18 protein-coding genes are annotated in these 22,990 nt (G+C 63.5%); 11 read left to right on the top strand and 7 right to left on the bottom strand.

What is annotated here, in order from left to right; all coding sequences use genetic code 11:
• Complete coding sequence (locus C2862_RS11785; protein WP_136220313.1) at positions 1-918, bottom strand: pseudouridine-5'-phosphate glycosidase; 918 nt, start codon at positions 916-918, stop codon at positions 1-3.
• Between the two features lie 14 nt (positions 919-932).
• A complete protein-coding gene (locus C2862_RS11780; RefSeq protein WP_136220312.1) occupies positions 933-2,024 on the bottom strand; it encodes a carbohydrate kinase in 1,092 nt (363 codons plus the stop codon).
• 285 nt (positions 2,025-2,309) lie between these two features.
• On the opposite strand from C2862_RS11780, the gene xapA reads away from it, so the two are divergent.
• From xapA to C2862_RS11750, 6 genes are all read left to right on the top strand, one after another.
• Positions 2,310-3,152, top strand: coding sequence for a xanthosine phosphorylase (xapA, locus tag C2862_RS11775; protein ID WP_136220311.1), 843 nt, complete (start codon positions 2,310-2,312; stop codon positions 3,150-3,152).
• Positions 3,153-3,167: 15 nt separating this feature from the next.
• The gene (locus C2862_RS11770) at positions 3,168-4,361 is read left to right on the top strand and encodes a phosphopentomutase (RefSeq protein WP_136220310.1); all 1,194 of its coding nucleotides are present in this window, start codon (positions 3,168-3,170) and stop codon (positions 4,359-4,361) included.
• Complete coding sequence (gene deoC / locus C2862_RS11765) at positions 4,358-5,314, top strand: deoxyribose-phosphate aldolase (protein ID WP_136220309.1); 957 nt, start codon at positions 4,358-4,360, stop codon at positions 5,312-5,314. The genes C2862_RS11770 and deoC overlap by 4 nt, the downstream gene beginning before the upstream one ends.
• Positions 5,315-5,332: 18 nt before the next feature.
• Positions 5,333-7,711: an aldehyde dehydrogenase family protein gene (locus tag C2862_RS11760; protein WP_373888254.1), complete on the top strand. Its 2,379-nt coding sequence runs from the start codon at positions 5,333-5,335 to the stop codon at positions 7,709-7,711.
• Positions 7,712-7,892: 181 nt separating this feature from the next.
• Positions 7,893-9,218, top strand: a complete 1,326-nt coding sequence (gene deoA / locus C2862_RS11755; RefSeq protein ID WP_136220307.1) for a thymidine phosphorylase — start codon at positions 7,893-7,895, stop codon at positions 9,216-9,218.
• 6 nt (positions 9,219-9,224) lie between these two features.
• Positions 9,225-9,629, top strand: a complete 405-nt coding sequence (locus C2862_RS11750; RefSeq protein WP_136220306.1) for a cytidine deaminase — start codon at positions 9,225-9,227, stop codon at positions 9,627-9,629.
• 161 nt (positions 9,630-9,790) lie between these two features.
• Here the strand turns inward: C2862_RS11750 and C2862_RS11745 are convergent, their stop codons facing one another.
• The 5 genes from C2862_RS11745 to C2862_RS11725 form a co-directional block, all read right to left on the bottom strand.
• Entirely contained in the window at positions 9,791-11,638 is a 1,848-nt protein-coding gene (locus C2862_RS11745) for a cytochrome-c peroxidase (protein WP_168710047.1), read from the bottom strand.
• 1,055 nt (positions 11,639-12,693) lie between these two features.
• Positions 12,694-13,455, bottom strand: a complete 762-nt coding sequence (locus C2862_RS11740) for a LytTR family DNA-binding domain-containing protein (RefSeq protein ID WP_136220304.1) — start codon at positions 13,453-13,455, stop codon at positions 12,694-12,696.
• On the bottom strand, positions 13,455-14,345 hold the full coding sequence (locus C2862_RS11735) for a sensor histidine kinase (RefSeq protein WP_136220303.1): 891 nt from the start codon (positions 14,343-14,345) through the stop codon (positions 13,455-13,457). The genes C2862_RS11740 and C2862_RS11735 overlap by 1 nt, the downstream gene beginning before the upstream one ends.
• Before the next feature lie 3 nt (positions 14,346-14,348).
• Positions 14,349-14,600, bottom strand: coding sequence for a hypothetical protein (locus C2862_RS11730; RefSeq protein WP_136220302.1), 252 nt, complete (start codon positions 14,598-14,600; stop codon positions 14,349-14,351).
• 95 nt (positions 14,601-14,695) lie between these two features.
• Positions 14,696-15,283 (bottom strand): GNAT family N-acetyltransferase, encoded by a 588-nt coding sequence (locus C2862_RS11725; protein WP_136220301.1) that lies wholly within the window; start codon positions 15,281-15,283, stop codon positions 14,696-14,698.
• Between the two features lie 318 nt (positions 15,284-15,601).
• Here C2862_RS11725 and C2862_RS11720 point away from each other — a divergent pair, with 318 nt between their 5' ends.
• The 5 genes from C2862_RS11720 to C2862_RS11700 all read left to right on the top strand — a co-directional run bounded on the left by C2862_RS11720 (position 15,602) and on the right by C2862_RS11700 (position 22,983).
• Positions 15,602-16,918: an aspartate aminotransferase family protein gene (locus C2862_RS11720; RefSeq protein WP_136220300.1), complete on the top strand. Its 1,317-nt coding sequence runs from the start codon at positions 15,602-15,604 to the stop codon at positions 16,916-16,918.
• An 11-nt stretch (positions 16,919-16,929) separates the two neighbouring features.
• Positions 16,930-18,432: a CoA-acylating methylmalonate-semialdehyde dehydrogenase gene (locus C2862_RS11715; protein WP_136220299.1), complete on the top strand. Its 1,503-nt coding sequence runs from the start codon at positions 16,930-16,932 to the stop codon at positions 18,430-18,432.
• Between the two features lie 269 nt (positions 18,433-18,701).
• Entirely contained in the window at positions 18,702-20,072 is a 1,371-nt protein-coding gene (locus C2862_RS11710) for an NAD(P)-dependent oxidoreductase (RefSeq protein WP_136220298.1), read from the top strand.
• The gene (preA, locus tag C2862_RS11705) at positions 20,060-21,382 is read left to right on the top strand and encodes an NAD-dependent dihydropyrimidine dehydrogenase subunit PreA (protein ID WP_136220297.1); all 1,323 of its coding nucleotides are present in this window, start codon (positions 20,060-20,062) and stop codon (positions 21,380-21,382) included. Before C2862_RS11710 ends, preA begins: the two co-directional genes overlap by 13 nt.
• A 116-nt stretch (positions 21,383-21,498) precedes the next feature.
• Positions 21,499-22,983, top strand: coding sequence for an NCS1 family nucleobase:cation symporter-1 (locus C2862_RS11700; RefSeq protein ID WP_136220296.1), 1,485 nt, complete (start codon positions 21,499-21,501; stop codon positions 22,981-22,983).
• Positions 22,984-22,990: the final 7 nt, after the last annotated feature.

Here is a 22,990-nt window from a genome sequence, read left to right as displayed (position 1 = left end):
TTATGCGGCGTGTGTGTTCAAGGCCACGGCCAGGCGCGCGCCGATCAGCGCGTTGTGTTCGACCAGGGCGATGTTGGTGGCCAGGCTGCGGCCTTCGGTCAGTTCCTTGATGCGCGCCAGCAGGAACGGCGTCACTTTTTTGCCGCTGATGCCTTGCTGCTCCGCTTCCTGCAAAGCCTGTTCGGTGATGCGGTCGATTTCCTCCTTCGGCATCGCGGACTGCGCGGGCACCGGATTGCTGACCACGACGCCGCCCTGCAGGCCGAGCTGCCACTTGGTGCGGATGAAGCTGGCCTGGTCCGCGGCGCTGTCGATCTGGAAGTCGGCATTGAAACCCGATTCGCGCGTGAAGAAAGCAGGAAAGCCGGGCTGGCCGACGCTCACCACCGGCACGCCGTGGGTTTCCAGGTATTCGAGGGTGAGGCCGATGTCGAGGATGGACTTCACGCCGGCGCAGACCACGGCGACGCTGGTCTGGGCCAGTTCCTGGAGGTCGGCCGAGATGTCGAAGCTGGTTTCGGCGCCGCGGTGCACGCCGCCGATGCCGCCGGTAACAAACACTTCGATGCCGGCCAGCTGCGCGCAGATCATGGTCGCGGCCACGGTGGTCGCGCCCAGCAGGCGCTGCGACAGCACGTAGGCCAGGTCGCGCCGGCTCACCTTGATGGCGTCGGGCGCGGTGCCCAGCGTCTCGAGCTGCTCGTCGGAGAGACCGATGCAGATCTTGCCGTCCATGATGGCGATCGTCGCAGGCACGGCGCCGGCGTCGCGGATGATCTGTTCGACCTTGCGTGCGGTCTGCACGTTCTGCGGGTAGGGCATGCCGTGCGAGATGATGGTCGACTCGAGCGCGACGATGGGGCGGCCGGCGTTGCGGGCGGCGGCCACTTCAGGAGAGAACAGCAGGAAGGAGTGCATGGTGGTTCCAGTACTTAGATAAGGGCGCCGAAGGTTTCGGGCGTCAGGTTCGGACAGACCGTCTCGCGGCAGGCGATGGTCATGGTGGCGAGCGCCAGGCCGCGGCGGCAGGCCAGCGCCAGGTCGGCGCTTGCGCCTTGCAGCGACAGGCAGACGGCGGCCGAAAAGGCATCGCCGGCACCGGTGACGTCGACCACCTGGGCGGGCGGCGCGTCCAGCCGTTCGACGCCGCCCGGCGTCGTGAACAGCACGCCGCGCGGCCCCAGGGTGACGACGACGTCCAGCGCGCCTTGCGCCTGCAGTTCGCGGCAGGCGCCGGCCAGTTCGTCGTCGCTGTCGAGGGTGCGTCCCAGCCGCGCGGCCAGTTCGCCGCGGTTCAGGATCAGCAGGCGCACGCCTTGCAGCGATTCCGGCAGGCGGTTCATCTTCGGCTCCGAGACGGCGACGATGACGAGATCGACGCCATCGCGCGCGGCATCGATCTGCAGCGTCTCGATGGCTTCGCGGTTCAGGTTCAGGTCGGCCACGATCAGCGAGGCGCCGGCGCGCTGCTGGCGGCGCAGGTCGAGGAAGCTTGGTGTGATGCGGTCGTAGAGGGCCATGTCGGCCAGCGCGACCACCATCTGCCCGTCGCTGTCGAGCACTGCGGTGTAAGTGCCGCTGGCGGCATCATCCAGTTTCAAGGCGCCGTGGGTGTCGATGCCGGCGCCGTCCGCGTGGCCGAGCAGGGCGCTGCCGGAGGAATCCTTGCCGACCGCCGTGATCAGGCCGACCTTCGCGCCCATCCGCGCCAGGTTCTCGGCGATGTTGCGCGCCACGCCGCCGAAGGATTCGACCGCGCTGGCCGGGTTCGAGCTGCCCATCGCCAGCGGACCGGCGGCGCGCAGCTTGCGGTCCAGGTTGGCCGCGCCGATGCACAGGATGGGGCGGGCACTTGGCAGCACGTAGGCGCGCCCGAGCAGGCGGCGCTCGCGCACCAGGGTCGCGATGTAGTTGGCCACGGCCGAACGCGACAGGTTCAATTCGGTCGCCAGCTCGTTCTGGGCAATGAAGGGATTGGCGCGGATCAGCGCGTAGAGCTGTTCTTTTTTCGAAAGGTCGGTCACGTCGGCCTGGTTTTAAACAAATGTTTGTCCATGCTAGACAAATGTTTGGTTGGAGTCAACCGATATTGACGACCGAGCACGTGTCGCGGGAGGCCAACGGCCGGCTCAGCCATTTAGTCGCTCCTCATATAAATGAGCAAGAGAAATGGTATTTGCCATACATATCCGCGATAATGCATAGTTATAATAATTTTTGGCTTATCTGCGTCCCCTCTGCGACGCCGGGCCGCTCCAACGTACAGCCCGCACCAAGCTCCCATCCCAGATTCACTAGAAGGAATTCTCATGTCCAGCAATACCCCATTCGAAGCCGCCGAGATCATTCGCGCCCGCAAACCAGGGTTCGAGCCGCGCGTGGCGATGATTCTCGGTTCCGGCCTCGGCGTGCTCGCCGAGCAGATGGCGGACGCGGTCTCGATCAGCTACTCGGAACTGCCGGGCTTCCCGATCAGCACCGTGCACGGTCACGCGGGCGAACTGGTGCTGGGTACGCTGGCCGGCGTGCCGGTTGTGTGCATGAAGGGCCGCGGCCACTTCTACGAGGGATACGGCGCGAATGTCATGACCTCGGCCGTGCGCACCTTCAAGCTGCTGGGCTGCGAGATGCTGCTGGTGACGAATGCCGCAGGTTCGCTGCGCACCGAAGTCGACGCCGGCAGCGTGGTGGTCCTGTCGGATCACATCAACCTGCTGCCGGGCAGCCCGATGGCCGGCCCGAACGACGACCGGTTCGGCCCGCGCTTCTTCAGCATGGCCAACGCCTACGACGCCGACCTGCGCGCGCTGGTGAAAGAGACTGCAGCCGCCAAGGACATCACGATCGCCGAAGGCGTGTACCTGGCCGCGCCGGGCCCGAACTTCGAAACCGCCGCTGAAATCCGCGCGTTCAAGACGATGGGCGCGGATGTCGTCGGCATGTCGGTAGTGCCGGAAGTGATTTCGGCGCGCCACTGCGGCCTGAAAGTGGTGGGTATTTCCGCCATCACCAACCTGGCCGAAGGCCTGTCGCCGTTCCCGCTGTCGCACGAGCAGACCCTGAAGTACGCGGCGATCGCGGCGAAAGACCTGGTCACCCTGATCCATTCGTTCACCGAGCGCCTGGGTTCGATCCCGCGCGCCGCCCAATAAACCTCGAGGACTTCCATGTCACGCGCATTCATCCTCCTGCTGGACTCCTTCGGCCTGGGCGCGCTGCCCGACGCCGACAAATACGGCGACGCGGGCGCCAACACCTTCGGCCACATCGCGCAATGGGCTGCGAAAGAGGGCAAGCCGATGTCGCTGCCGAACCTGGAGCGTCTCGGCCTGGCTGCCGCAGCCCACAAGGCGAGCGGCGAATGGGCCGCCGGTTTTACGCAACGCGAGGGCTTTACCGGCGCCTGGGGCGTCGCGCGCGAACAGTCGACCGGCAAGGACACGCAGAGCGGCCACTGGGAAATCGCCGGCGTGCCGGTGCTGTTCGACTGGGGCTACTTCCCGAAGACCGTGCCGTCCTTCCCGAAGGAGCTGACGGACAAGCTGCAGGAACTCACCGGCGTACCGGGCTGGCTCGGCAACTGCCACGCCTCGGGCACCACCATCATCGACGAACTGGGCGACGAACACGTCGCCAGCGGCAAGCCGATCCTCTACACCTCGGCCGACTCGGTGCTGCAGATCGCCGCGCACGAAGAGAGCTTCGGCCTGGATCGCTTGTATGAAGTGTGCGAAGCGGCCTACGAACTGGTCAAGCCCTACAACATCGGCCGCGTGATCGCGCGTCCTTTCCTGGGCGCGAATGGCAAGTACAAGCGCACTTCGAACCGTCACGACTACGCCGTGCCGCCCACAAGCCCAACCTTGCTCGACCACGTGAAAAACGAAGGCGGCGAAGTCATCGCGCTCGGTAAAATCAGCGACATCTTCGCGGCCCAGGGCGTGACCCAGCTGATCAAGGGCCCGGACAACATGGCCCTGTTCGACCGTCTGGTCGAAGTGGCGGACACCGCCCCAGCGAAGTCGCTGTCGTTCGTGAACTTCGTCGACTTCGACATGCATTTCGGCCACCGCCGCGACGTCGCCGGCTACTCGAACGCGCTGCACGAGCTGGACGCGCGCCTGCCGGAGTTCATGGCGAAACTGAAGGACGGCGACCTGGTCGTGATCACCGCCGACCACGGCTGCGACCCGACCGCGCCGGGCTCGGACCACACCCGCGAACACATCCCGATGATCTTCTTCGGCCCGAACGTCGCGCCGCAGGAACTGCCGACCGCGTCGACCTTCTCCGACATCGGCGCCACGCTGGCCAAACACCTTGGCGTCAAACCTCTCTCCAACGGAACCGCACTGCTATGACCCAGAACCTGGACTTCAAACGTAACACCGCCGTCGGCCTCGACCTCGGCTGGGTGAACCACATCAAGGTCAACCGCAATGCGGCCGACCGCCGCGCTGCCAGCCTGGCCAACCGCCGCACGGTGAAAAAGGAATACCAGGCCGCCTGGCTGATCCGCGCCGTGCAGTGCATGGACCTGACCACCCTCGGCGGCGACGACACCCCGGGCCGCGTGGAGCGCCTGTGCATGAAGGCGATGCGCCCGCTGCGCGCCGACCTGATGCAGGCCCTCGGCCTGGAGTCGCTGACCACCGGCGCCGTCTGCGTGTACCACGAGATGATCCAGCCGGCCGCGAAGATCCTGCAGGGCCGCCTGCCGATCGCCGCCGTGTCGACCGCTTTCCCGGCCGGCCTGTCGAGCCTGGAAACCAAGATCCGCGAAATCGAATTGAGTGTCGCCGCCGGCGCCACCGAGATCGACATCGTCATCACCCGCCAGCACGTCCTGACCGGTAACTGGCAAGCCTTGTACGACGAGATGCTCGCCTACCGCCAGGCCTGTGGCGACGCCCACGTGAAGGCCATTCTCGCCACCGGCGACCTGGTCACGCTGGACAACGTGGCCAAGGCCTCGTGGGTCTGCATGATGGCGGGCGCAGACTTCATCAAGACCTCGACCGGCAAGGAAGGCGTCAACGCCACCATCCCGGTCTCGCTGGTGATGACCCGCGCGATCCGCGAATACTACGAGCAGACCGGCTTCCAGGTCGGCTACAAGCCGGCTGGCGGCGTGTCGACTGCGAAGGCCGCGCTGCAATACCTGACCGTCATGAAGGAAGAGCTGGGCAACGACTGGCTGCAGCCGCACCTGTTCCGCATCGGCGCGTCCAGCCTGATGACCGACATCGAGCGCCAGCTCGAGCACTACGTGACCGGCGCCTACTCGGCCGCCCACCGCCACGCGCAACCTTAAATACCGAACGGATTCGTCATGCCAACAATTAAAGAGATTCTGCAAACTATGGATTACGGCCCCGCACCCGAGAGCACCAAAGAAGCGCAAGCGTGGCTGGACCAGCACGGACGCCGTTTTGGTTTGTTCATCGATAACGCGTGGAGCGAGGGCGTCGAGACCTTCGCGTCGAACAACCCGGCCGACGGTTCGGAACTGGCGCAAGTCACGCAAGCCACCACGGACGACGTCAACCGCGCCGTCGAAGCCGCGCGCCGCGCGCAGCCGGGCTGGGTCGCGATGGGCGGCCACGGCCGCGCGAAAGTCATGTACGCGATCGCGCGCCTGCTGCAAAAGCACTCGCGCCTGTTCGCGGTGCTCGAGACCCTGGACAACGGCAAGACCATCCGCGAAACCCGCGATGCCGACCTGCCGCTGGCCGCGCGCCACTTCTACCACCACGCCGGCTGGGCGCAATTGCAGTCGGAAGAATTCGCCGACTACCGCGCCGTCGGCGTCGTCGGCCAGATCGTGCCGTGGAACTTCCCGGTCCTGATGCTGGCTTGGAAAATCGCGCCTGCGCTGGCTGCCGGTAACACCATCGTGTTCAAGCCGGCCGAGTACACCTCGCTGACCGCGTTGCTGTTCGCCGAGATCTGCCAGCAGGCCGGCGTGCCTGCGGGCGTGGTCAACATCGTCACCGGCGACGGCCGCGTGGGCGAAGCGATCGTCAACCACCCAGGCATCGACAAGCTGGCCTTTACCGGTTCGACCGAAGTCGGCCGCATCATCCGCAAGGCCACCGCCGGCAGCGGCAAGAAGCTGTCGCTGGAACTGGGCGGCAAGTCGCCATTCATCGTGTTCGACGACGCCGACCTGGACGCGGCCGTCGAAGGCCTGGTCGATTCGATCTGGTTCAACCAGGGCCAAGTCTGCTGCGCCGGCTCGCGCCTGCTGGTGCAGGAATCGGTCTACGACCGCTTCATCGCCAAGGTCAAGGTGCGCATGCAGAACCTGCGCGTCGGTTCGCCGCTCGATAAGTCGAACGATATCGGCGCCCTGGTCGATCCGGTGCAGCAGCAGCGCATCCATGGCCTGGTCGAAGCCGCCCGTGCAGAAGGCTGCGAAATCTGGCAGCCGACCTGCGAAGCGCCAGTTGCCGGCTCCTGGTACCTGCCGACCCTGATCACCGGCGCCTCGACCTCGGCCGCCGTCGCGCAGACCGAAATCTTTGGCCCGGTGCTGGTGGCGATGAGCTTCCGCACCCCGGGCGAAGCCGTCCAGTTGGCCAACAACACCGTCTACGGCCTGGCCGCCTGCGTGTGGTCGGAATCGATCTCGCTGGCGCTGGACGTCGCGCCGCAGATCAAGGCCGGCGTCGTGTGGATCAACACCGCGAACCAGTTCGACGCAGCCTGCGGCTTCGGCGGCTACAAGGAATCCGGCTTCGGCCGCGAAGGCGGCAAGGAAGGCATGTACGAGTACCTGACCCCGCTGTCGGAAGATGCGCGCCCGGCCGCACCAATCGTTGCCGAAAAAGGCAAAGTGAAAGCATCGGACGCCGGCAGCCCGTTCGCCGTGGACCGCACCGCCAAGCTGTACATCGGCGGCAAGCAGGCCCGCCCTGACGGCGCCTACAGCCGCGCGATCAACGGCGCCAACGGCGCCTTCCTGGCCGACGTCGGCGAGGGTAACCGCAAGGATATCCGCAACGCCGTCGAAGCCGCCCACAAAGCTGCCGGCTGGTCGAAAGCGACCGCGCACAACCGCGCGCAGGTCCTGTACTACATCGCAGAGAACCTGGCGATCCGCGCCGAGGAATTCGCAGCCCGCCTGGCCGCCATGACCGGCGTGCGCGACCCGCAGCGCGAAGTCGCGGCCTCGATCGAGCGCCTGTTCTACTGGGCCGCCTGGTGCGACAAGTACGACGGTGCAGCACACCAGCCGCCGATGCACGGCATCACCGTCGCCCTGAACGAGCCGGTCGGCGTGATCGGCGTGGTCTGCCCGAACGAGAATCCGCTGCTGGGCTTCATCTCGCTGGTCGCTCCTGCGCTGGCGCTGGGTAACCGCGTCGTTGCGGTGCCGTCGGAAGCCTACCCGCTGTCGGCGACCGACCTGTACCAGGTGCTGGACACCTCGGACCTGCCGGGCGGCGCGCTGAACATCGTTACCGGTTCGGCCGACGAGCTGGCGCGTACGCTGGCAACCCACGGCGACGTCGATGCCGTGTGGCGTCACGACGGCTCGGCCGAGGGCTGCGCCGAGGTCGAGCGCCTGTCGTCGGAAACGCTGAAGCGTACGTGGGTTGGCGGCGGCAAGGGCCGTGACTGGTTCGATGCGAAGCAGGCCTGCGGCCGTACCGTGCTGCAGCACGCGAGCCAGGTGAAAAACGTCTGGATTCCATACGGCGTTTGATGGCTTTTGCATGACCGTCACGTTGACGGGTAGGGTGGACGGGTTCCCCGTCCACGCGGTGATAGTTGGCGTATGCCGGTTCGAGCACGACATCGGAGCCGATAACGATCACCGCGTGGACGGCAGAGCCGTCCACCCTACGTCCTTTTGAATATCTGAATAGTAGAGAGGCGAACATCCCATGTTCCTCCCCCAAGAAATCGTCCGCAAAAAGCGCGACGGCGGCATCCTGACTGCCGAAGAAATCCAGTTTTTCGTCCGCGGCATCCCTGACAACACGGTCACCGAAGGCCAGATCGCGGCCCTCGCAATGGCCGTCTACTTCAACGACATGAACATGGACGAACGCGTCGCCTTCACGCTGGCGATGCGCGACTCGGGCCAGGTGCTGGAGTGGAAGTCGATGAACCTGCCGGGCCCGGTGGTCGACAAGCACTCGACCGGCGGCGTCGGCGACGTCGTCTCGCTGATGCTCGGTCCGATGATCGCGGCCTGCGGCGGCTTCGTTCCGATGATCTCGGGCCGTGGTCTCGGCCACACCGGCGGCACGCTCGACAAGTTCGATTCGATCCCGGGCTACAGCACCGTCCCCGATCCGGAATTGTTCCGCAAAGTGGTCAAGGAAGTTGGCGTGGCCATCATCGGCCAGACCGCGCAACTGGCGCCGGCGGATAAACGCTTCTACAGCATCCGCGACACCACGGCGACCGTGGAATCGGTAGCGATGATCACCGGCTCGATCCTCTCGAAGAAGCTGTCGGCGGGCCTCGACGCGCTGGTCATGGACGTCAAGGTGGGCAATGGCGCCTTCATGCCGACCTATGAAAAATCGGTGGAACTGGCTGAGAGCATCGTCAGCGTCGGCAACGGCGCCGGCACCCGCACCTCGGCCATCCTGACCGGCATGGACGAGTCGCTCTGCCACGCCGCCGGCAACGCGGTCGAAGTGCGCGTCGCGATCGACTACCTGACCGGTAAGGCACGCCCGGCGCGCCTGCACGAAGTGACGATGGCGCTGTGCGCCGAGATGCTGGTCATCTCGGGCCTGGCCGCCAACGACGGCGAGGCGCGCGCCAAGCTGCAGGCGGCCCTCGATTCGGGCGAGGCGGCGGAACGCTTCGCGCGCATGGTGACGGCACTGGGCGGCCCGGCCGACCTGATGGACAAGCCGGACGCCTATCTCGAAACCGCGCCGGTCATCGTGCCGGTCCCGAGCACCCAGGCTGGCTACGCCACCGCCGTCGACACCCGCGGCCTCGGCCTGGCTGTCGTCGCCCTGGGCGGCGGCCGCGTGCGTCCCCAGGATGCGATCGACTTCGCCGTCGGCCTGACGAACCTGGTCGAACTCGGTGACAAGATCGACGTCGGCCAGCCGCTGGCGATGGTGCACGCCCGCACCCAGCAAGCGGCCGAGCAGGCCGTGCGCCAGGTGCAGGCGGCTTACCAGATCGGCGCCGAGAAAACCGCGGCCGCGCCGATGATCCATCGCACCATCCGTCCGGAGTAAGGCCTCATGAAATACGAAAAACTGATCGCCGAAGCGAAAGCCGCGCGCGAGCTGGCCTACACGCCATACTCGAACTTCCAGGTCGGCGCCGCCCTCGAATGCAAGGACGGCCGCATCTTCCGCGGCTGTAACATCGAAAACGCGTCCTATGGCTTGTGCAACTGCGCCGAGCGCACCGCCTTCTTCAGCGCCATCGCCCATGGTTACAAGCCGGGCGACTTCACGGCCCTGGCCGTGATCGGCCAGACCGACGGCCCGATCGCTCCCTGCGGCGCCTGCCGCCAGGTCGTCCTGGAACTGGGCGGGAACGAGCTGCCCGTGGTGCTGACCAACCTGAAGGGCGATGTCTTCGAGACGACGGCGGCGGAGCAGTTGCCGAACGCGTTTGGCGGACGCGATCTGAACGTGTAAGGAAATACAGGCCGCGTGTTGCGGCACGCTCGCCGATTGCTCGACCAAAAGCGCTGTACACATCGATGTGCGGCGCTTTGTTGTTTTCGTCCGGACGGCATTCGAGCAAGCTTGTCTATCCCAGTCGACGTCGTTGCGCATCCTTTGGTTTGGAATCGACATCACCGTTGCTTGGGAAGGACGCCATAGCCCAGGAATGGAGCGATCTTCCTGGTGCTTCCGGCAGCCCCGACTTCCTTCAGGCACCGTAAAGGACTCACATCGGTCGCATTTCCGTTCCCGCTGTTCGTGACTGTCTTGGTATTGCCGGGGTGTCCATCTGGCATGCACAAGGACGGGTGATCGAACGGGGCTTTTTCATACCTGACACGCTCATCCGTCAACGACACGAGAAACGCGACCAGGCTTTCCTTCTCGTCCTCGCTCAAGTTGAGCGGCCGTATATCCGGCGCCAGGTCATCCTTGTTCTCCTCGGCGAAATCGCCACCCCGGTTGTAAAAGTCGACAACCTGCATCAGTGTGGCTTTGCCCCCATTGTGGAAATACGGCCCGGTCAACTCCACATTGCGTAAGCCAGGAGTCTTGAAGGCGCCATTGACGCTGACCTTGTCCGTTGCAGGTTGCTCGTACTTGCGCGGATCAAACCCATTCCCCAGCAACGAAGCATTGGCAGCAGACTTGGCGAAAAACATACTTTCCGATAATGGGTTACCGAAGGGATCAACCCCGCCAATGCCGATGTCGTCGCTTGTCGGCCTGACGCCGATATTATAAAAACCGTTGTCATATGTCTTTATCAACCCGTTTTTCATCGTCATTTTTTCCAGACGTTGATTGATGACATTGCGGAAGGATGCATTGGTCATTTCTGCTCCTCCGTGACAGTTGATACACTGACCTTTTCCACGGAATATGATGAGGCCCTTGCTCTGCTGTTCCGACAACTGTCCCTTGCCTTCGGCATAGCGGTCAAAGGGGCTATCATCTGCAATCAGCGTCGCTTGGTACAACTGTACTGCCAGACCGAAGAAGAGGGAGAAATTCGCCTCCATTTGGCTGGCGTCTGTGTCCGGGAAATTGTCGAAAGGATGAGGATTCTTGAGGTCCATCGAGCCGATGCGTTTCGCATGACTATTCGTGAAGCGTACGATCGACGGGGACTGCCAATAATTCGGATTAAACGCCTGCGCAATCATGGCGCGATAAACCGGCTTATCGTTCGCGTATTTTCCCAATACACTGTCGGTCGGCGATATCGTCTGATCGCTCAGGATCTTCTGGTTCAATAACTTTTTGCCCAGTGCGACAAAAGCCCTTCCTGTGCAGCTCATTTCAGTTCCTGACAGGGGCGGCCCCGATCCCTGGGATGCGAGCGAAGACGACGGGAGCGCGACGTGGACCTGGCGGAGCAAACCAGCTTCTCTCTTCCAGATCAGCGGAGCGGTATTTCTCAGCCCAAATGGATCTCCTCCGTTGAACATATTATTTGCCCGGCCATCCCAGAAGTTCCTGAAGTTGAAAACAGCATTGATGACCGAGGGGGTATTGCGCGGCTCGACACGCCTCGTATTGACATTATTTATGCTGAATCCGTCCTGATGGTCAAGGACGACGTCGCACTCGTCTGCGCTGTTCTGTTTATTTCCAGAAATTCCTTTGAACTTTGCGGTAAAGACACCCTGCGAAGAAGCGACCTCGTTAACATCGGATATTTTCGAGCCGGCGCCGTTGGTGTCGGCCTCATTAATATACCGGGTGAAGGGAAAATCCTCGACCTTGAGTTGATAGTTCGGCCCACCGCCGAGCTGAAACGTTGAATCAGGGTTGGGCATATTTGGCGCCAGGCGCGGGAAGCGCCGCAACGTTCCCGGATCCAATTGGTTCTTGCTGCGATCATCCACGCCGGCATTAAAGTGACACGTCGCACATGAGGTTTTGTTATCGCTGCCTACCCGGGTATCCCAGAAGAGTGCTTTCCCGAGCCGGATGACTGCTTGTTTGTCTTTCACAAACTCCGACAGCATCGCAGCAGACGGACCTGGCACCGGGACAGTTTTCAAGGACATTGACTCGATGGAATCCTGTGCATGCGAGAACTTATCGCTTAATATTAATGCGCCTAGCACTAATACTGAGAATGCCTGCAATCGTCTATTCAGATTTTTCGGACGTACGAAAAAAGTATGTGGGGCAATCCCGGTTCTTGATGCGTTTCTACGATATGCCTGGATCTTTGTGGAAAGCTTGGTGCAAAAAATTTGAATTGAGCGCATGATCGAATCCCCAGTACAAACTTATAAAGTAGGCTGTTGATGAAAAGTGATAATGGCAGTTGTGAATGAATTTTTCTCATGCGCCAGCTATGCCGATTGTTGCGCGAGCGCGTGCGTTCGCGAGCCAGTCTTCCGCTGGAACAGGACAATGACTTGCAAACGGTTTTCTTGTGCTTTTGAAATGGGCAAAGCATCGGCGTCAACGCGCGAGCCGCCTGGCGCATTGGTTTGATGCGTTCACTGGTGATTGTTTCTATTTGCCCTGCGGAAGCAGTGCATCCCTAGTTATAATATCGTCGAGCTAAATATTTATTTTCGTCGAAGAATTTTTTTGATTACCAATATTGGTAACTGAATTTATATGTTCAAGATCTTTGCCGCATTTTGGAGGGCAGTCAAGAAGATCAGAAAATTTATTCTTGCCTCTGTCAAATAGGAAATTATTGATTGCCAGCGTTCATTGCTTTCGATAAAGCACATGGGCCTTATTAATTGTTGACCCAGTTCCTTATTGCAGCAAGTTGCCCGTGCCTGAGCTGCATTCGCACGTCACTGTCATTGGAATGCACGCCTGTCTGGCGCTAGCTTCGGATGTAGGTGGTGAATGCTGGCAAGTCAGCCAATGCGACTTTTGACGAGCGATACTGGCAAGCAAGTCGCCACCCGCCCACTGTCGGGTCGGGTTCATACAACACTTGCGTGCCTACAGGGATGGCGAGAAAGCGCTATGGAGGCCTGGGCGGGCGGTCAAGTCAGGGGCGTTGCGGACGTTAACCGTCCGACTGGAGGACTCACATCTGCTGGAACAGGTGCGAATGATTCCGGCTCACCTCCAGCTCCTGCGGGTAATTCTTCACCCTCAGCATCTGCCGTCCGCGCAGGTCGCGCGAGACTTCGGCGATGGCGTCCACGCGCACCAGGGTCGAGCGATGAATGCGCCAGAACTCGTCCGGATCGAGTTCGTCCGCCAGTTCCTTGAGCGTCTTACGAATGAGAAGTTCCGCGGTGGCCGTTTGCACCCGCGTATATTTTTCGTCGGACTGGAAGAACAGGATCTCGCGTGTGCTCACCATGCGCAGGCTGCCGCCGACCTGCGCCTGGATCCAGCGTAGGTAGTTGCGCTTCGGCGCTGTGCCTTGCTGGAGCAGGCTGCCCAGCTGCGCCAGTTGTGCCCCGATGTCCTGCGGTGCTTTTTCCAGGCGGCGGCGCAGGCGTTCGCAGGTGGTAGCGAGGCGTTCGGCGGTGACGGGTTTCAGCAGGTAGTCGATGGCGCCGTGCTCGAAGGCGTCCACTGCGTACTGGTCGTAGGCGGTGGCGAAGACGATGTGGCAGCGGTCGTAGAGCTGGCGCGCCGCTTCGATGCCGCCCATGCCGGGCATGCGGATGTCGAGAAAGGCGATCTGCGGTTGGTAGCGATTGGCCATCTCGACGGCTTCGATGCCGTTCGACGCGAGGGCGACGACCTCGACTTCGGGCCAGACTTCCAGCAGGCGCGCATGCAATTGTTCGCGCATCGCTTCTTCGTCGTCGGCGATCAGGACAGTGACCGGCATTATGCTCCCTCCATCATTTTGTACGGAATCCGCACCGAAGCACAGGCGCCGCCGCCCGGAGGCGCTTCGATGACCAGTTCGGCTTGGTTGCCATACAGCAGCTGCAGGCGTTCACGAATGTTGGCCAGGCCCACGCCATCGTCGGCGTGCAGGTCGATGCCGATGCCGTCGTCGCAGACGTCGACGATCAGAGTGGCGACCTCGACCCGGGCGCGCACCGTGATGGTGCCGCCTTCGATCTTTGGTTCCAGTCCGTGCTTGATGGCGTTTTCGATCAGGGTCTGCAGCATCATCGGCGGGAAGGGTGCGCTGCCGAGGAAGTCCGGCACTTCGAAGCGTACCGCGAGCCTTTCCTTCATCCTTGCCTGCATGATCGCCAGATAGGCGCGCGACAGTTCGAGCTGCTTGCCGAGGGTGGCGCCGCCGCTCGAGCGCATCTGCGGGAGGCTCGAACGCAGGTAGGAAATCAGGTGGGCGTGGACCTTGGCCGCTTCCGGCGGGTCGGTCTCGATCAGGCGGCCGATCAGGGCCAGGGTGTTGAACAGGAAGTGGGGTTCGACCTGGGCCTGCAGGGCCGCCATCTGCGCCTCGGTCAGGCGCCGCTCCAGCGTAGCGACCTCGGCTTTGAGGGTGGCGTCCTTGGCCACCAGCTCGGCGCGCCGCTTGCCGCCGGCCAGGACCTTGATGCCGAACGAGATAAACAGGTACCAGACCGCGGGCTCCGGCGTATTCACCATGCCGAAGAAGACAAAGGCGAGCAGCCAGGTGACGGCCAGCTTGCGCCAGTCGACGACCGCGACCCAGTCGAAAAACGCCCACCACAGCTTGCTCACTTCGGCGAAGGTTTCGCGCATCAGGTCGAGTGCCCGGTTGATCTGGCTGGCTTGCATGTTTCAGTCCTCGAGCGGGGTGTTCTTGTCGCTGTTAATCGCCAGCACGGCGTACTTGATGGCGAGGAAGATCGCAAACAGCATCAGGGCCAGCGGAATGACGGTGATCGCGCAGGCAGTAATGATCGCCGCCAGCAGCAGGGCCGGCCAGGGCAGGGCCGAGAAGGTGCGCAGGCCGCTGCGCAGGAAGCGCATGCAGTTGGCAGCGGCTTCTTCGAGCTCGGCGGCGAAGGATCGGAAAGTGGTGGTTTTCATTACGTGCTCCTCATGTGCGGGGTGTCGATGGAAGCACTTTACGACCCTTCGCCGGCGGCGGCGAGGCTTGTCCGACGAAGCGGCGTTTTCATGGGCTAACCGGCAGCGACCGCCGACGAACGGGACAGCAAGCGCTCGTCCCAATAGCGCCTGAGCAAGCCGTAGAAGGCGGTGTCGGCGTATTCCCCATGCACGAACCAGCGTTCCGGCATATAGCCCTCCCGGCGGAAGGCGAGCTTTTCCAGCACGCGGCCGGATGCGATATTTTGCGGATCGATGTCGGCCTCGATCCTGTTCATGCCCAGGGGACCGAATGCATGGTCGAGCACGGGCACCAGTGCTTCACTTGCATAACCCTGGCCCCAGTGCCGGCTGCCCAGGACATAGCCGATTTCGCAACGACGGTTGTCGCGGTTGAAGGCGAACAGGCTGGCGACGCCGATCAATTCCTCTGTTGCGCTGAGCACGATGCCATAACGCAGGCCGCTGCCGTCCGCGTAATCGCGCATGGCGGCGGCAAGCATCTCGTCGGCCTGGGCCATGTCGGTCCACGCGCTGCGCGACCAATAGCGCACCACCTCCTCGTCGGAGAAGATCGAGTACAGGGCAGGTCCATCGTCGGCAGCGAGCGGCCGCAAGCGCAGGCGGCTGGTCGTCAGGACGGGCGGCATCGATTCGGGCATGGCGGTCTCCGCTCAGCATCACAGTCGCTTATGCGCGATGGCTGAGTTTGCGTTAGATCAAAGGCGTTAGCATTCTCACACTGGCAGCACGCCGGCTGATTTAGCATGCTTCCTTCGTTGCCGCTGACTTCGCATATACGCAAATCGATATGACGGCATCACGGCGCGCGTTTATATTACCGGATCGGCAGGTGTTTTTGCATTTTTGCAACGCACCCGATTTGGACCGGTGTCCCGCAGCTTTACATTCGGGGCGCCGACGCGCACATTGCTATCATTGCCTCATCGTTTTGCTTCACAGAACAAGGGAGAGCCTGCATGAACGAGTCCAGACCCGAATCGATGTCCGCATTCTGGATGCCTTTCACGAACAACCGCGATTTCAAGGCCGATCCACGCCTGCTGGTCTCGGCCGAAGGCATGTACTACAAGGACGTGGACGGCAACCAGATCCTCGACGGCACCGCCGGCCTGTGGTGCGTGCCTTGCGGTCACGCCCAGCCGAAGATCGTGAGCGCGGTAAGCGAGATGGTCAAGCAGCTCGATTTCGCGCCCACCTTCCAGATGGGCCACCCGGCCGCGTTCGACCTGGCCGAGCGGCTGATGGACTACACGAACCACAAGTTCGGCCACGTCTTCTACACCAACTCCGGTTCCGAGGCAGTCGATACCGCCCTGAAAATCGCACTGGCCTATCACAAGGCGCGCGGCGAGGGCGGGCGTACCCGCCTGATCGGACGCGAGCGCGGCTACCATGGCGTCGGCTTCGGCGGCCTGTCGGTGGGCGGCATCGGACCCAACCGCAAGCACTTCGGACCGCTGCTCACCGGCGTCGACCATCTGCCGCACACGCACAACCTGCTCAAGAACGCCTTCTCGCGTGGCGAGCCCGATTTTGGCGTCGAGTTGGCGGACGAACTCGAGCGCCTGGTCGCACTGCATGACGCCTCGACCATCGCCGCCGTCATCATTGAGCCGGTCTCCGGCTCCACCGGCGTGCTGGTGCCGCCCAAGGGCTACCTGAAACGCCTGCGCGAGATCTGCACCAAACACGGCATCCTGCTCATCTTCGACGAAGTCATCACCGGCTTCGGCCGCCTGACGACGCCATTCGCGGCCGATTATTTCGACGTCGAGCCAGACCTGATGACGACCGCGAAGGGACTCACCAACGGCGTGATCCCGATGGGCGCGGTATTCAGCAAAAAGTTCATCCACGACGCCTTCATGGAGGCGCCTGCCGGCATCGAGCTGTTCCACGGCTACACTTATTCCGGCCACCCGGTCGCCTGCGCCGCCGCGCTGGCCACCCTCGACACCTTCCAGGACCAGCAGATCCTGGAACACGCGAAGGGCATGCAAGCCTATTGGGAGGACGCGGTCCATGCCTTGAAAGGACTGCCGCACGTGATCGACCTGCGCACCATCGGCCTGATCGCCGGCATCGAACTCGAACCGATCCCGGGCAAGCCGGGCGCGCGTGCCTACCAGGCGCTCAAAAAAGCGTTTGCCGACGGCATCCTGATCCGCACGACGGGCGATATCATTGCACTGTCGCCGCCCCTGATCCTCGAGAAACAGCACATCGACGAATTGTTCGGCAAGCTGACCAACGTATTGAAAAACCTGGACTAAAGAGACAAGACATGAATCAGAATGAAATCATCGGCCACTTCATCGGTGGCCAGGTGGTCGATACGGCGGGCGACCGCTACGCCGACGTTTTCAATCCGGCCCTCGGTGAGCCTTGCGCCCGCGTGACCCTGGCAAGCGTGGACGAAGTCAACGCCGCCGTCTTCGCCGCGCAAGCCGCTTTCCCGGCCTGGTCGGCCACGCCGCCGCTGGCGCGTGCGCGCATCCTGTTCAAATACCTGCAGCTGTGCCAGCAGCACACTGACGAATTCGCGGCCATGATCACGCGCGAGCACGGCAAGACCTTCAGCGATGCGCAGGGCGAAGTCGCGCGCGGCATCGAAGTCGTCGAATTCGCCTGCGGCATTCCGCAACTGCTGAAGGGCGAATTCACCGACCAGATCGCGCGCGGCATCGACGCATGGTCGATGCGCCAGCCGCTCGGCGTGGTCGCCGGCATCACGCCCTTCAACTTCCCGGTGATGGTGCCGATGTGGATGTTCCCGGTGGCGCTGGCCTGCGGTAACACCTTCGTGCTCAAGCCGTCCGAACGCGACCCGTCGCCTTCGCTGCTGCACGCGCGCCTGCTGAAGGAAGCGGGCCTGCCGGACGGCGTCTTCAACGTGGTGCAGGGAGATAAGGTCGCCGTCGATGCCTTGCTCGACAACCGCGACGTGCAGGCGATCAGTTTTGTGGGCTCGACCCCGATCGCCGAATACATCTATGCGCGCGGCAGCGCCAACGGCAAGCGCGTGCAAGCCCTGGGCGGCGCCAAGAACCACATGGTCGTCATGCCCGACGCCGACATGGACATGGCGGTCGACGCCCTGATGGGCGCGGCCTACGGCTCGGCCGGCGAGCGCTGCATGGCGATCTCGGTGGCGGTGGCCATCGGCGACGCCGGCGACAAGCTGGTCGCCACCCTGGCCGAACGCACGAAAAAACTGAAGATCGGCGACGGCATGGGCGAGGGCATGGAGATGGGCCCGGTCGTCACGCAGGCCGCGCGCCAGCGCATCGAGCGCCTGATCGGCGAGGGCGTGGAGCAGGGCGCGACCCTGGTGGTCGATGGCCGTGGCCACAAGGTAGCAGGTCGCGAAAACGGCTTCTTTGTCGGCGGTACCCTGTTCGACCACGTGAAGCCGGAGATGAGCATCTACCAGGAAGAGATCTTCGGCCCGGTGCTGTGCGTGGTGCGACTGCCCGACGTCGGCAGCGCCGTGGAGCTGATCAACGCCAACGAATACGGCAACGGCGTCGCCGTCTTCACGCGCGACGGCGGCGTGGCCCGCGAATTCGTGCGGCAGATCCAGGTCGGCATGGTGGGCGTGAACGTCCCGCTGCCGGTGCCGATGGCCTTCAACAGCTTCGGCGGCTGGAAGCGCAGCATGTTCGGTGACCACCACGCCTACGGCCCGGAGGGCGTGCGTTTCTACACGCGCCACAAGGCCGTGATGCAGCGCTGGCCGAACACCGCAAGCGCCGGCGCCGAGTTCGCCTTCCCGCAGATGAAATAAACGGCGTCACCGTGTAGGGTGGGCGCCCCGTGCCCACGCGAACGCATGCGTCGACGAAAACGTCAAGCGCAGGATCGTAAGGTGGGCGGGTCCCCCGCCCACGCATCGATAGTTGCGGCACGATCAGCCGCGCGACAAATCGAAGGGCATGTATCACCGCGTGGGCATGAATGCCCACCTTACGAAAGGCAAGACCAGAAACAGCACCACCCCGCAGCACCCGCATGAAGCAGTCGAACACCAGCACTCCAACAACAACAGGGATGCACATGATCGAGACTCTCCAGCACCTGCCGCCGGCAGCCGACTCGCACGGCGCGCTCGCGGCGCAATTCACGGACCTGGCGCCGCCACTCACGGCCCGCCAGGCAGCCATCGAAGCGGCCCGCTGTCTGTACTGTTACGACGCCCCCTGCATGCGTGCCTGTCCCACCGGCATCGACGTCGCCAGCTTCATCCGCAACATCCACGACCAGAACATCAACGGCGCCGCCATCGGCATCCTCAAGGCGAATATTTTCGGCGGCAGCTGCGCGCGCGTCTGCCCGACCGAGATCCTGTGCGAGAGCGCCTGCGTGCGCAATCACTACGCCGAGCGCGAGCCCGTCAAGATCGGCCTGCTGCAGCGCCACGCGGTCGACAACGCGCGCTTCGCCGGCCACCCGTTCCAGCGTGCGCCCGCCACCGGCAAGACCATCGCCGTCGTCGGCGCCGGCCCCGCCGGCCTGTCCTGCGCGCACCGCCTCGCCATGCTCGGGCACGACGTGGTCGTGTTCGAAGCCAGGCCGAAGGCGGGTGGCCTGAACGAATACGGCATCGCCAAGTACAAGCTGCCCGGCGAATTCGCCCAGCAGGAAGTCGACTTCCTGCTCTCGATCGGCGGCATCGACATCCAGTATGGCCAGGCCCTCGGCGACAACCTGCAGCTGCACGACCTGCATGCGCGCTTCGACGCCGTGTTCCTGGGCCTGGGACTGGGCGCCAGCCGCCGGCTTGGCCTTACCGGCGAGGACGCGCCGGGCCTGATGGCCGCCACCGACTACATCGCCGCCCTGCGCCAGGCGAGCGACCTGTCACGCCTGCCGGTGCCGCGCCGCGCCATCGTGATCGGCGCCGGGAATACCGCGATCGACATGGCGGTACAACTGAAACGCCTGGGCGCCGACGAGGTGACCCTGGTCTACCGCCGCGGCTTCGACGCCATGAGCGCAACCGGCCACGAGATCGAGATCGCGAAGACGAATTTCGTGCGTATCAAAACCTGGGCCTCGCCGCTCGAAGTGCTGTTTGACGACGCCGGCCGGGTGGCCGGCATGCGCTTCGAGGAAACCCGCATGGATGATGCCCGCCTGGCACGTACTGGCGCCTTCATCGAGATCGCGGCCGATGCCGTCTTCAAGGCGATCGGACAGGCCATGGCGCCGCCGCCCGAACTCGATACCCTGGCCCAGGACCTGTGGCAGGAGGGCGGACGCATCGTCGTCGACGCTGCCTTGCGCACCAGGGTACCCGGCATCTATGCCGGCGGCGACTGCGTCGCGCTGGGACAGGACCTGACGGTGCAGGCGGTCCAGCACGGCAAGCTGGCCGCGCTGGCGATCCACAACGACATCGTAGCGGAGGCAGCATGGCCGACCTGAGCATCGATTTCTGCGGCATCAAGAGCCCCAATCCCTTCTGGCTCGCCTCGGCGCCGCCGACCGACAAGGCCTATAACGTCGTGCGCGCTTTCGAGGCCGGCTGGGGCGGGGTGGTCTGGAAGACCCTGGGCGAAGATCCGCCGGCCGTGAACGTCTCCTCGCGCTACTCGGCCCACTACGGCAAGAACCGCGAAGTCATCGGCTTCAATAACATCGAACTGATCACCGACCGCAGCCTCGACATCAACCTGCGCGAAATCACCGCCGTGAAACAGGCCTGGCCGGACCGCGCGTTGATCGTCTCGCTGATGCTGCCCTGCGAGGAAGCGCCTTGGGCGGCGATCCTGCCGCTGGTCGAGGCGACCGGCGCCGACGGTATCGAGCTGAACTTCGGCTGTCCGCACGGCATGCCCGAGCGCGGCATGGGCGCGGCGGTCGGGCAGGTGCCGGAGTACGTGCAGATGGTCACCGCCTGGTGCAAGAAGCACACGAGATTACCCGTGATCGTGAAACTCACGCCGAACATCACCGACGTGCGCGCCCCGGCCCGGGCGGCGCTGGCGGGTGGAGCGGATGCGGTCTCGCTGATCAACACGGTCAATTCGATCACCCATCTCGACCTGGACCGCATGGTCGCATTCCCGCAGGTAGGCAACGCCAGCACCCACGGCGGCTATTGCGGTTCGGCCGTGAAGCCGATTGCGCTGAACATGGTGGCCGAGATCGCGCGCGATCCGATCACGGCCGGCTTGCCGATTTCCGGCATTGGCGGCATCGGCAACTGGAGAGATGCCGCCGAATTCATCGCGCTGGGCGCCGGCTCGGTGCAGGTGTGCACGGCGGCCATGCTGCACGGTTTCCGCATCGTCGAGGAAATGAAGGACGGCTTGTCGCGCTGGATGGACGAGAAGGGCTATGCCAACGTCGCCGCCTTCTCGCGCAAGGCCGTGCCGAACACGACCGACTGGAAATACCTGGACATGAATTACCAGGTGATCGCCCACATCGACCAGGACAAGTGCATCGGCTGCGGCAAGTGCTTTGTCGCCTGCGAGGATACCTCGCACCAGGCGATCGCCCAGCTGATCATGGACAACGGCGCGCGCCGCTATGAGGTGATCCGCGAGGAGTGTGTCGGCTGCAACCTGTGCGAAATTACCTGTCCGGTCGAGGCCTGCATCGCAATGGTGCCGCAGGAAACCGGCAAGCCGTACATGAACTGGACGCAGGATCCGCGTAATCCGCGCGCGGAGAACCGGCCGGAACCGCTGGTGCCGGCTACAGCGGCGGCGGTGATCGAAGCGGTTTGAACCGGGTGGGGGCTTCGTGCCGGCCTGCCGCCGCGAAGTCCCGCAACCGTACTGACGTTTGGGCTACACTCGGGTGAAAGATCAACCCGTTTGGAGAACCACGATTGGAACATAATGTGACGCAACATCCTGTCAGCAACGAACTCTGGAACCACGACCTGGCGCCCACCAGCGCCGCGCAGCGCAGCTGGCGCTGGTATCACTTCGCCGCGCTCTGGGTCGGCATGGTGATCAGTATTCCCGCCTACATGCTGGCCTCGAGCCTGATCGAAAGCGGCATGTCGGCCTGGCAGGCCGTGATCACGGTGTTCCTGGCGAACGTGATCGTGCTGCTGCCGATGCTCCTGATCGGCCACGCCGGCACCAAGTACGGCATCCCCTATGCGGTGCTGGCGCGCGCCTCCTTCGGCACGCGCGGCGCGCGGCTGCCGGCGCTGATGCGCGCGATCGTCGCCTGCGGCTGGTACGGCATCCAGACCTGGTTCGGCGGCAGCATGATCTATACGCTGCTGGGCGTCCTGCTCGGCCACCCGATCGGCGGCGACAATTTACCCGGCCTGGGCATCAATCTCGGCCAGCTGGCCTGTTTCCTGGGCTTCTGGGCGATCCAGATGTACTTCGTCGTGCACGGCATGGAATCGATCCGCAAGCTCGAAACCTATACCGCCCCCCTGAAGATCGCGATCTGCTTCCTGCTGCTCTGGTGGGTGTACGGCAAGGTCGGCGGCTTCGGTCCGCTGCTGGACCAGCCCTCGCAATTCGTCGAAGGCGGCAAGAAGGCCGGCCTGTTCTGGAGCGTGTTCTGGCCCTCGCTGACCGCCATGATCGGCTACTGGGCCACGCTGGCGCTGAACATTCCCGACTTCACCCGCTTTGCCAAGACCCAGCGCGACCAGGTGGTCGGCCAGTCGCTCGGCCTGCCGCTGCCGATGGCGCTGCTGGCGGCGCTGGCGGTGACCGTCACTTCGGCAACCATCGTCCTGTACGGCAAGGCGCTGTGGGACCCGGTCGACGTCGCCAGCCGCATGACGGGCGTGGCGGTGCTGGTGGCGCTCCTGATCCTGCTGATCGACACCGCCAGCGTCAACCTGGCGGCGAACCTGGTCGGACCGGCCTACGATTTTTCCGCGTTGTCGCCCCAGCGCATCTCCTACCGCGTCGGCGGCTACATCACGGCCGGCATCGCGCTGGCGATGATGCCCTGGAAAATCCTGGAAACGACCCAGAACTACATCTTCATCTGGCTGACCGGCTACTCGGCCCTGCTCGGACCGATCGCCGGCATCATGATCATCGACTATTACTTCATCCGCAAAACCGAACTCGACGTCGACCAGCTGTATCGCGACCAGGGCGCCTACACCTACCGCGGCGGATGGAACGTCGCCGCCCTGGTCGCATTCGCAGCAGGCGTGCTGCCGAACCTGCCGGGCTTCCTGAATGCGGCACTGCCAAACGCGTTTCCCAACGTGGGCGAGGCCTTCAAGACGATCTATACCTATGCCTGGTTCGTCGGCGTCGTCATTGCCGCTATCGTGTATGGCCTCATGATGAACGGGCGCGCGGCCCAGGCGGTGCGCACGGCGAATTCACCTACCTGATTTCACC

The sequence above is a fragment of the Massilia sp. Mn16-1_5 genome, assembly GCF_004798585.1.
Classification (GTDB): Bacteria; Pseudomonadota; Gammaproteobacteria; order Burkholderiales; family Burkholderiaceae_D; genus Telluria.
The sequence above is the reverse complement of the archived record's forward strand: the minus strand, read 5'-3'. Positions and strand labels throughout refer to the sequence as shown.

Bases quoted from the DNA above. Each gene is read 5' to 3' on its own strand.
- C2862_RS11785 (WP_136220313.1), bottom strand. From the start codon at position 918: ATGCACTCCTTCCTGCTGTTCTCTCCTGAAGTGGCCGCCGCCCGCAAC.
- xapA (WP_136220311.1), top strand. From the start codon at position 2,310: ATGTCCAGCAATACCCCATTCGAAGCCGCCGAGATCATTCGCGCCCGC.
- C2862_RS11770 (WP_136220310.1), top strand. From the start codon at position 3,168: ATGTCACGCGCATTCATCCTCCTGCTGGACTCCTTCGGCCTGGGCGCG.
- deoC (WP_136220309.1), top strand. From the start codon at position 4,358: ATGACCCAGAACCTGGACTTCAAACGTAACACCGCCGTCGGCCTCGAC.
- C2862_RS11760 (WP_373888254.1), top strand. From the start codon at position 5,333: ATGCCAACAATTAAAGAGATTCTGCAAACTATGGATTACGGCCCCGCA.
- deoA (WP_136220307.1), top strand. From the start codon at position 7,893: ATGTTCCTCCCCCAAGAAATCGTCCGCAAAAAGCGCGACGGCGGCATC.
- C2862_RS11750 (WP_136220306.1), top strand. From the start codon at position 9,225: ATGAAATACGAAAAACTGATCGCCGAAGCGAAAGCCGCGCGCGAGCTG.
- C2862_RS11740 (WP_136220304.1), bottom strand. From the start codon at position 13,455: ATGCCGGTCACTGTCCTGATCGCCGACGACGAAGAAGCGATGCGCGAA.
- C2862_RS11735 (WP_136220303.1), bottom strand. From the start codon at position 14,345: ATGCAAGCCAGCCAGATCAACCGGGCACTCGACCTGATGCGCGAAACC.
- C2862_RS11730 (WP_136220302.1), bottom strand. From the start codon at position 14,600: ATGAAAACCACCACTTTCCGATCCTTCGCCGCCGAGCTCGAAGAAGCC.
- C2862_RS11725 (WP_136220301.1), bottom strand. From the start codon at position 15,283: ATGCCCGAATCGATGCCGCCCGTCCTGACGACCAGCCGCCTGCGCTTG.
- C2862_RS11720 (WP_136220300.1), top strand. From the start codon at position 15,602: ATGAACGAGTCCAGACCCGAATCGATGTCCGCATTCTGGATGCCTTTC.
- C2862_RS11715 (WP_136220299.1), top strand. From the start codon at position 16,930: ATGAATCAGAATGAAATCATCGGCCACTTCATCGGTGGCCAGGTGGTC.
- C2862_RS11710 (WP_136220298.1), top strand. From the start codon at position 18,702: ATGATCGAGACTCTCCAGCACCTGCCGCCGGCAGCCGACTCGCACGGC.
- preA (WP_136220297.1), top strand. From the start codon at position 20,060: ATGGCCGACCTGAGCATCGATTTCTGCGGCATCAAGAGCCCCAATCCC.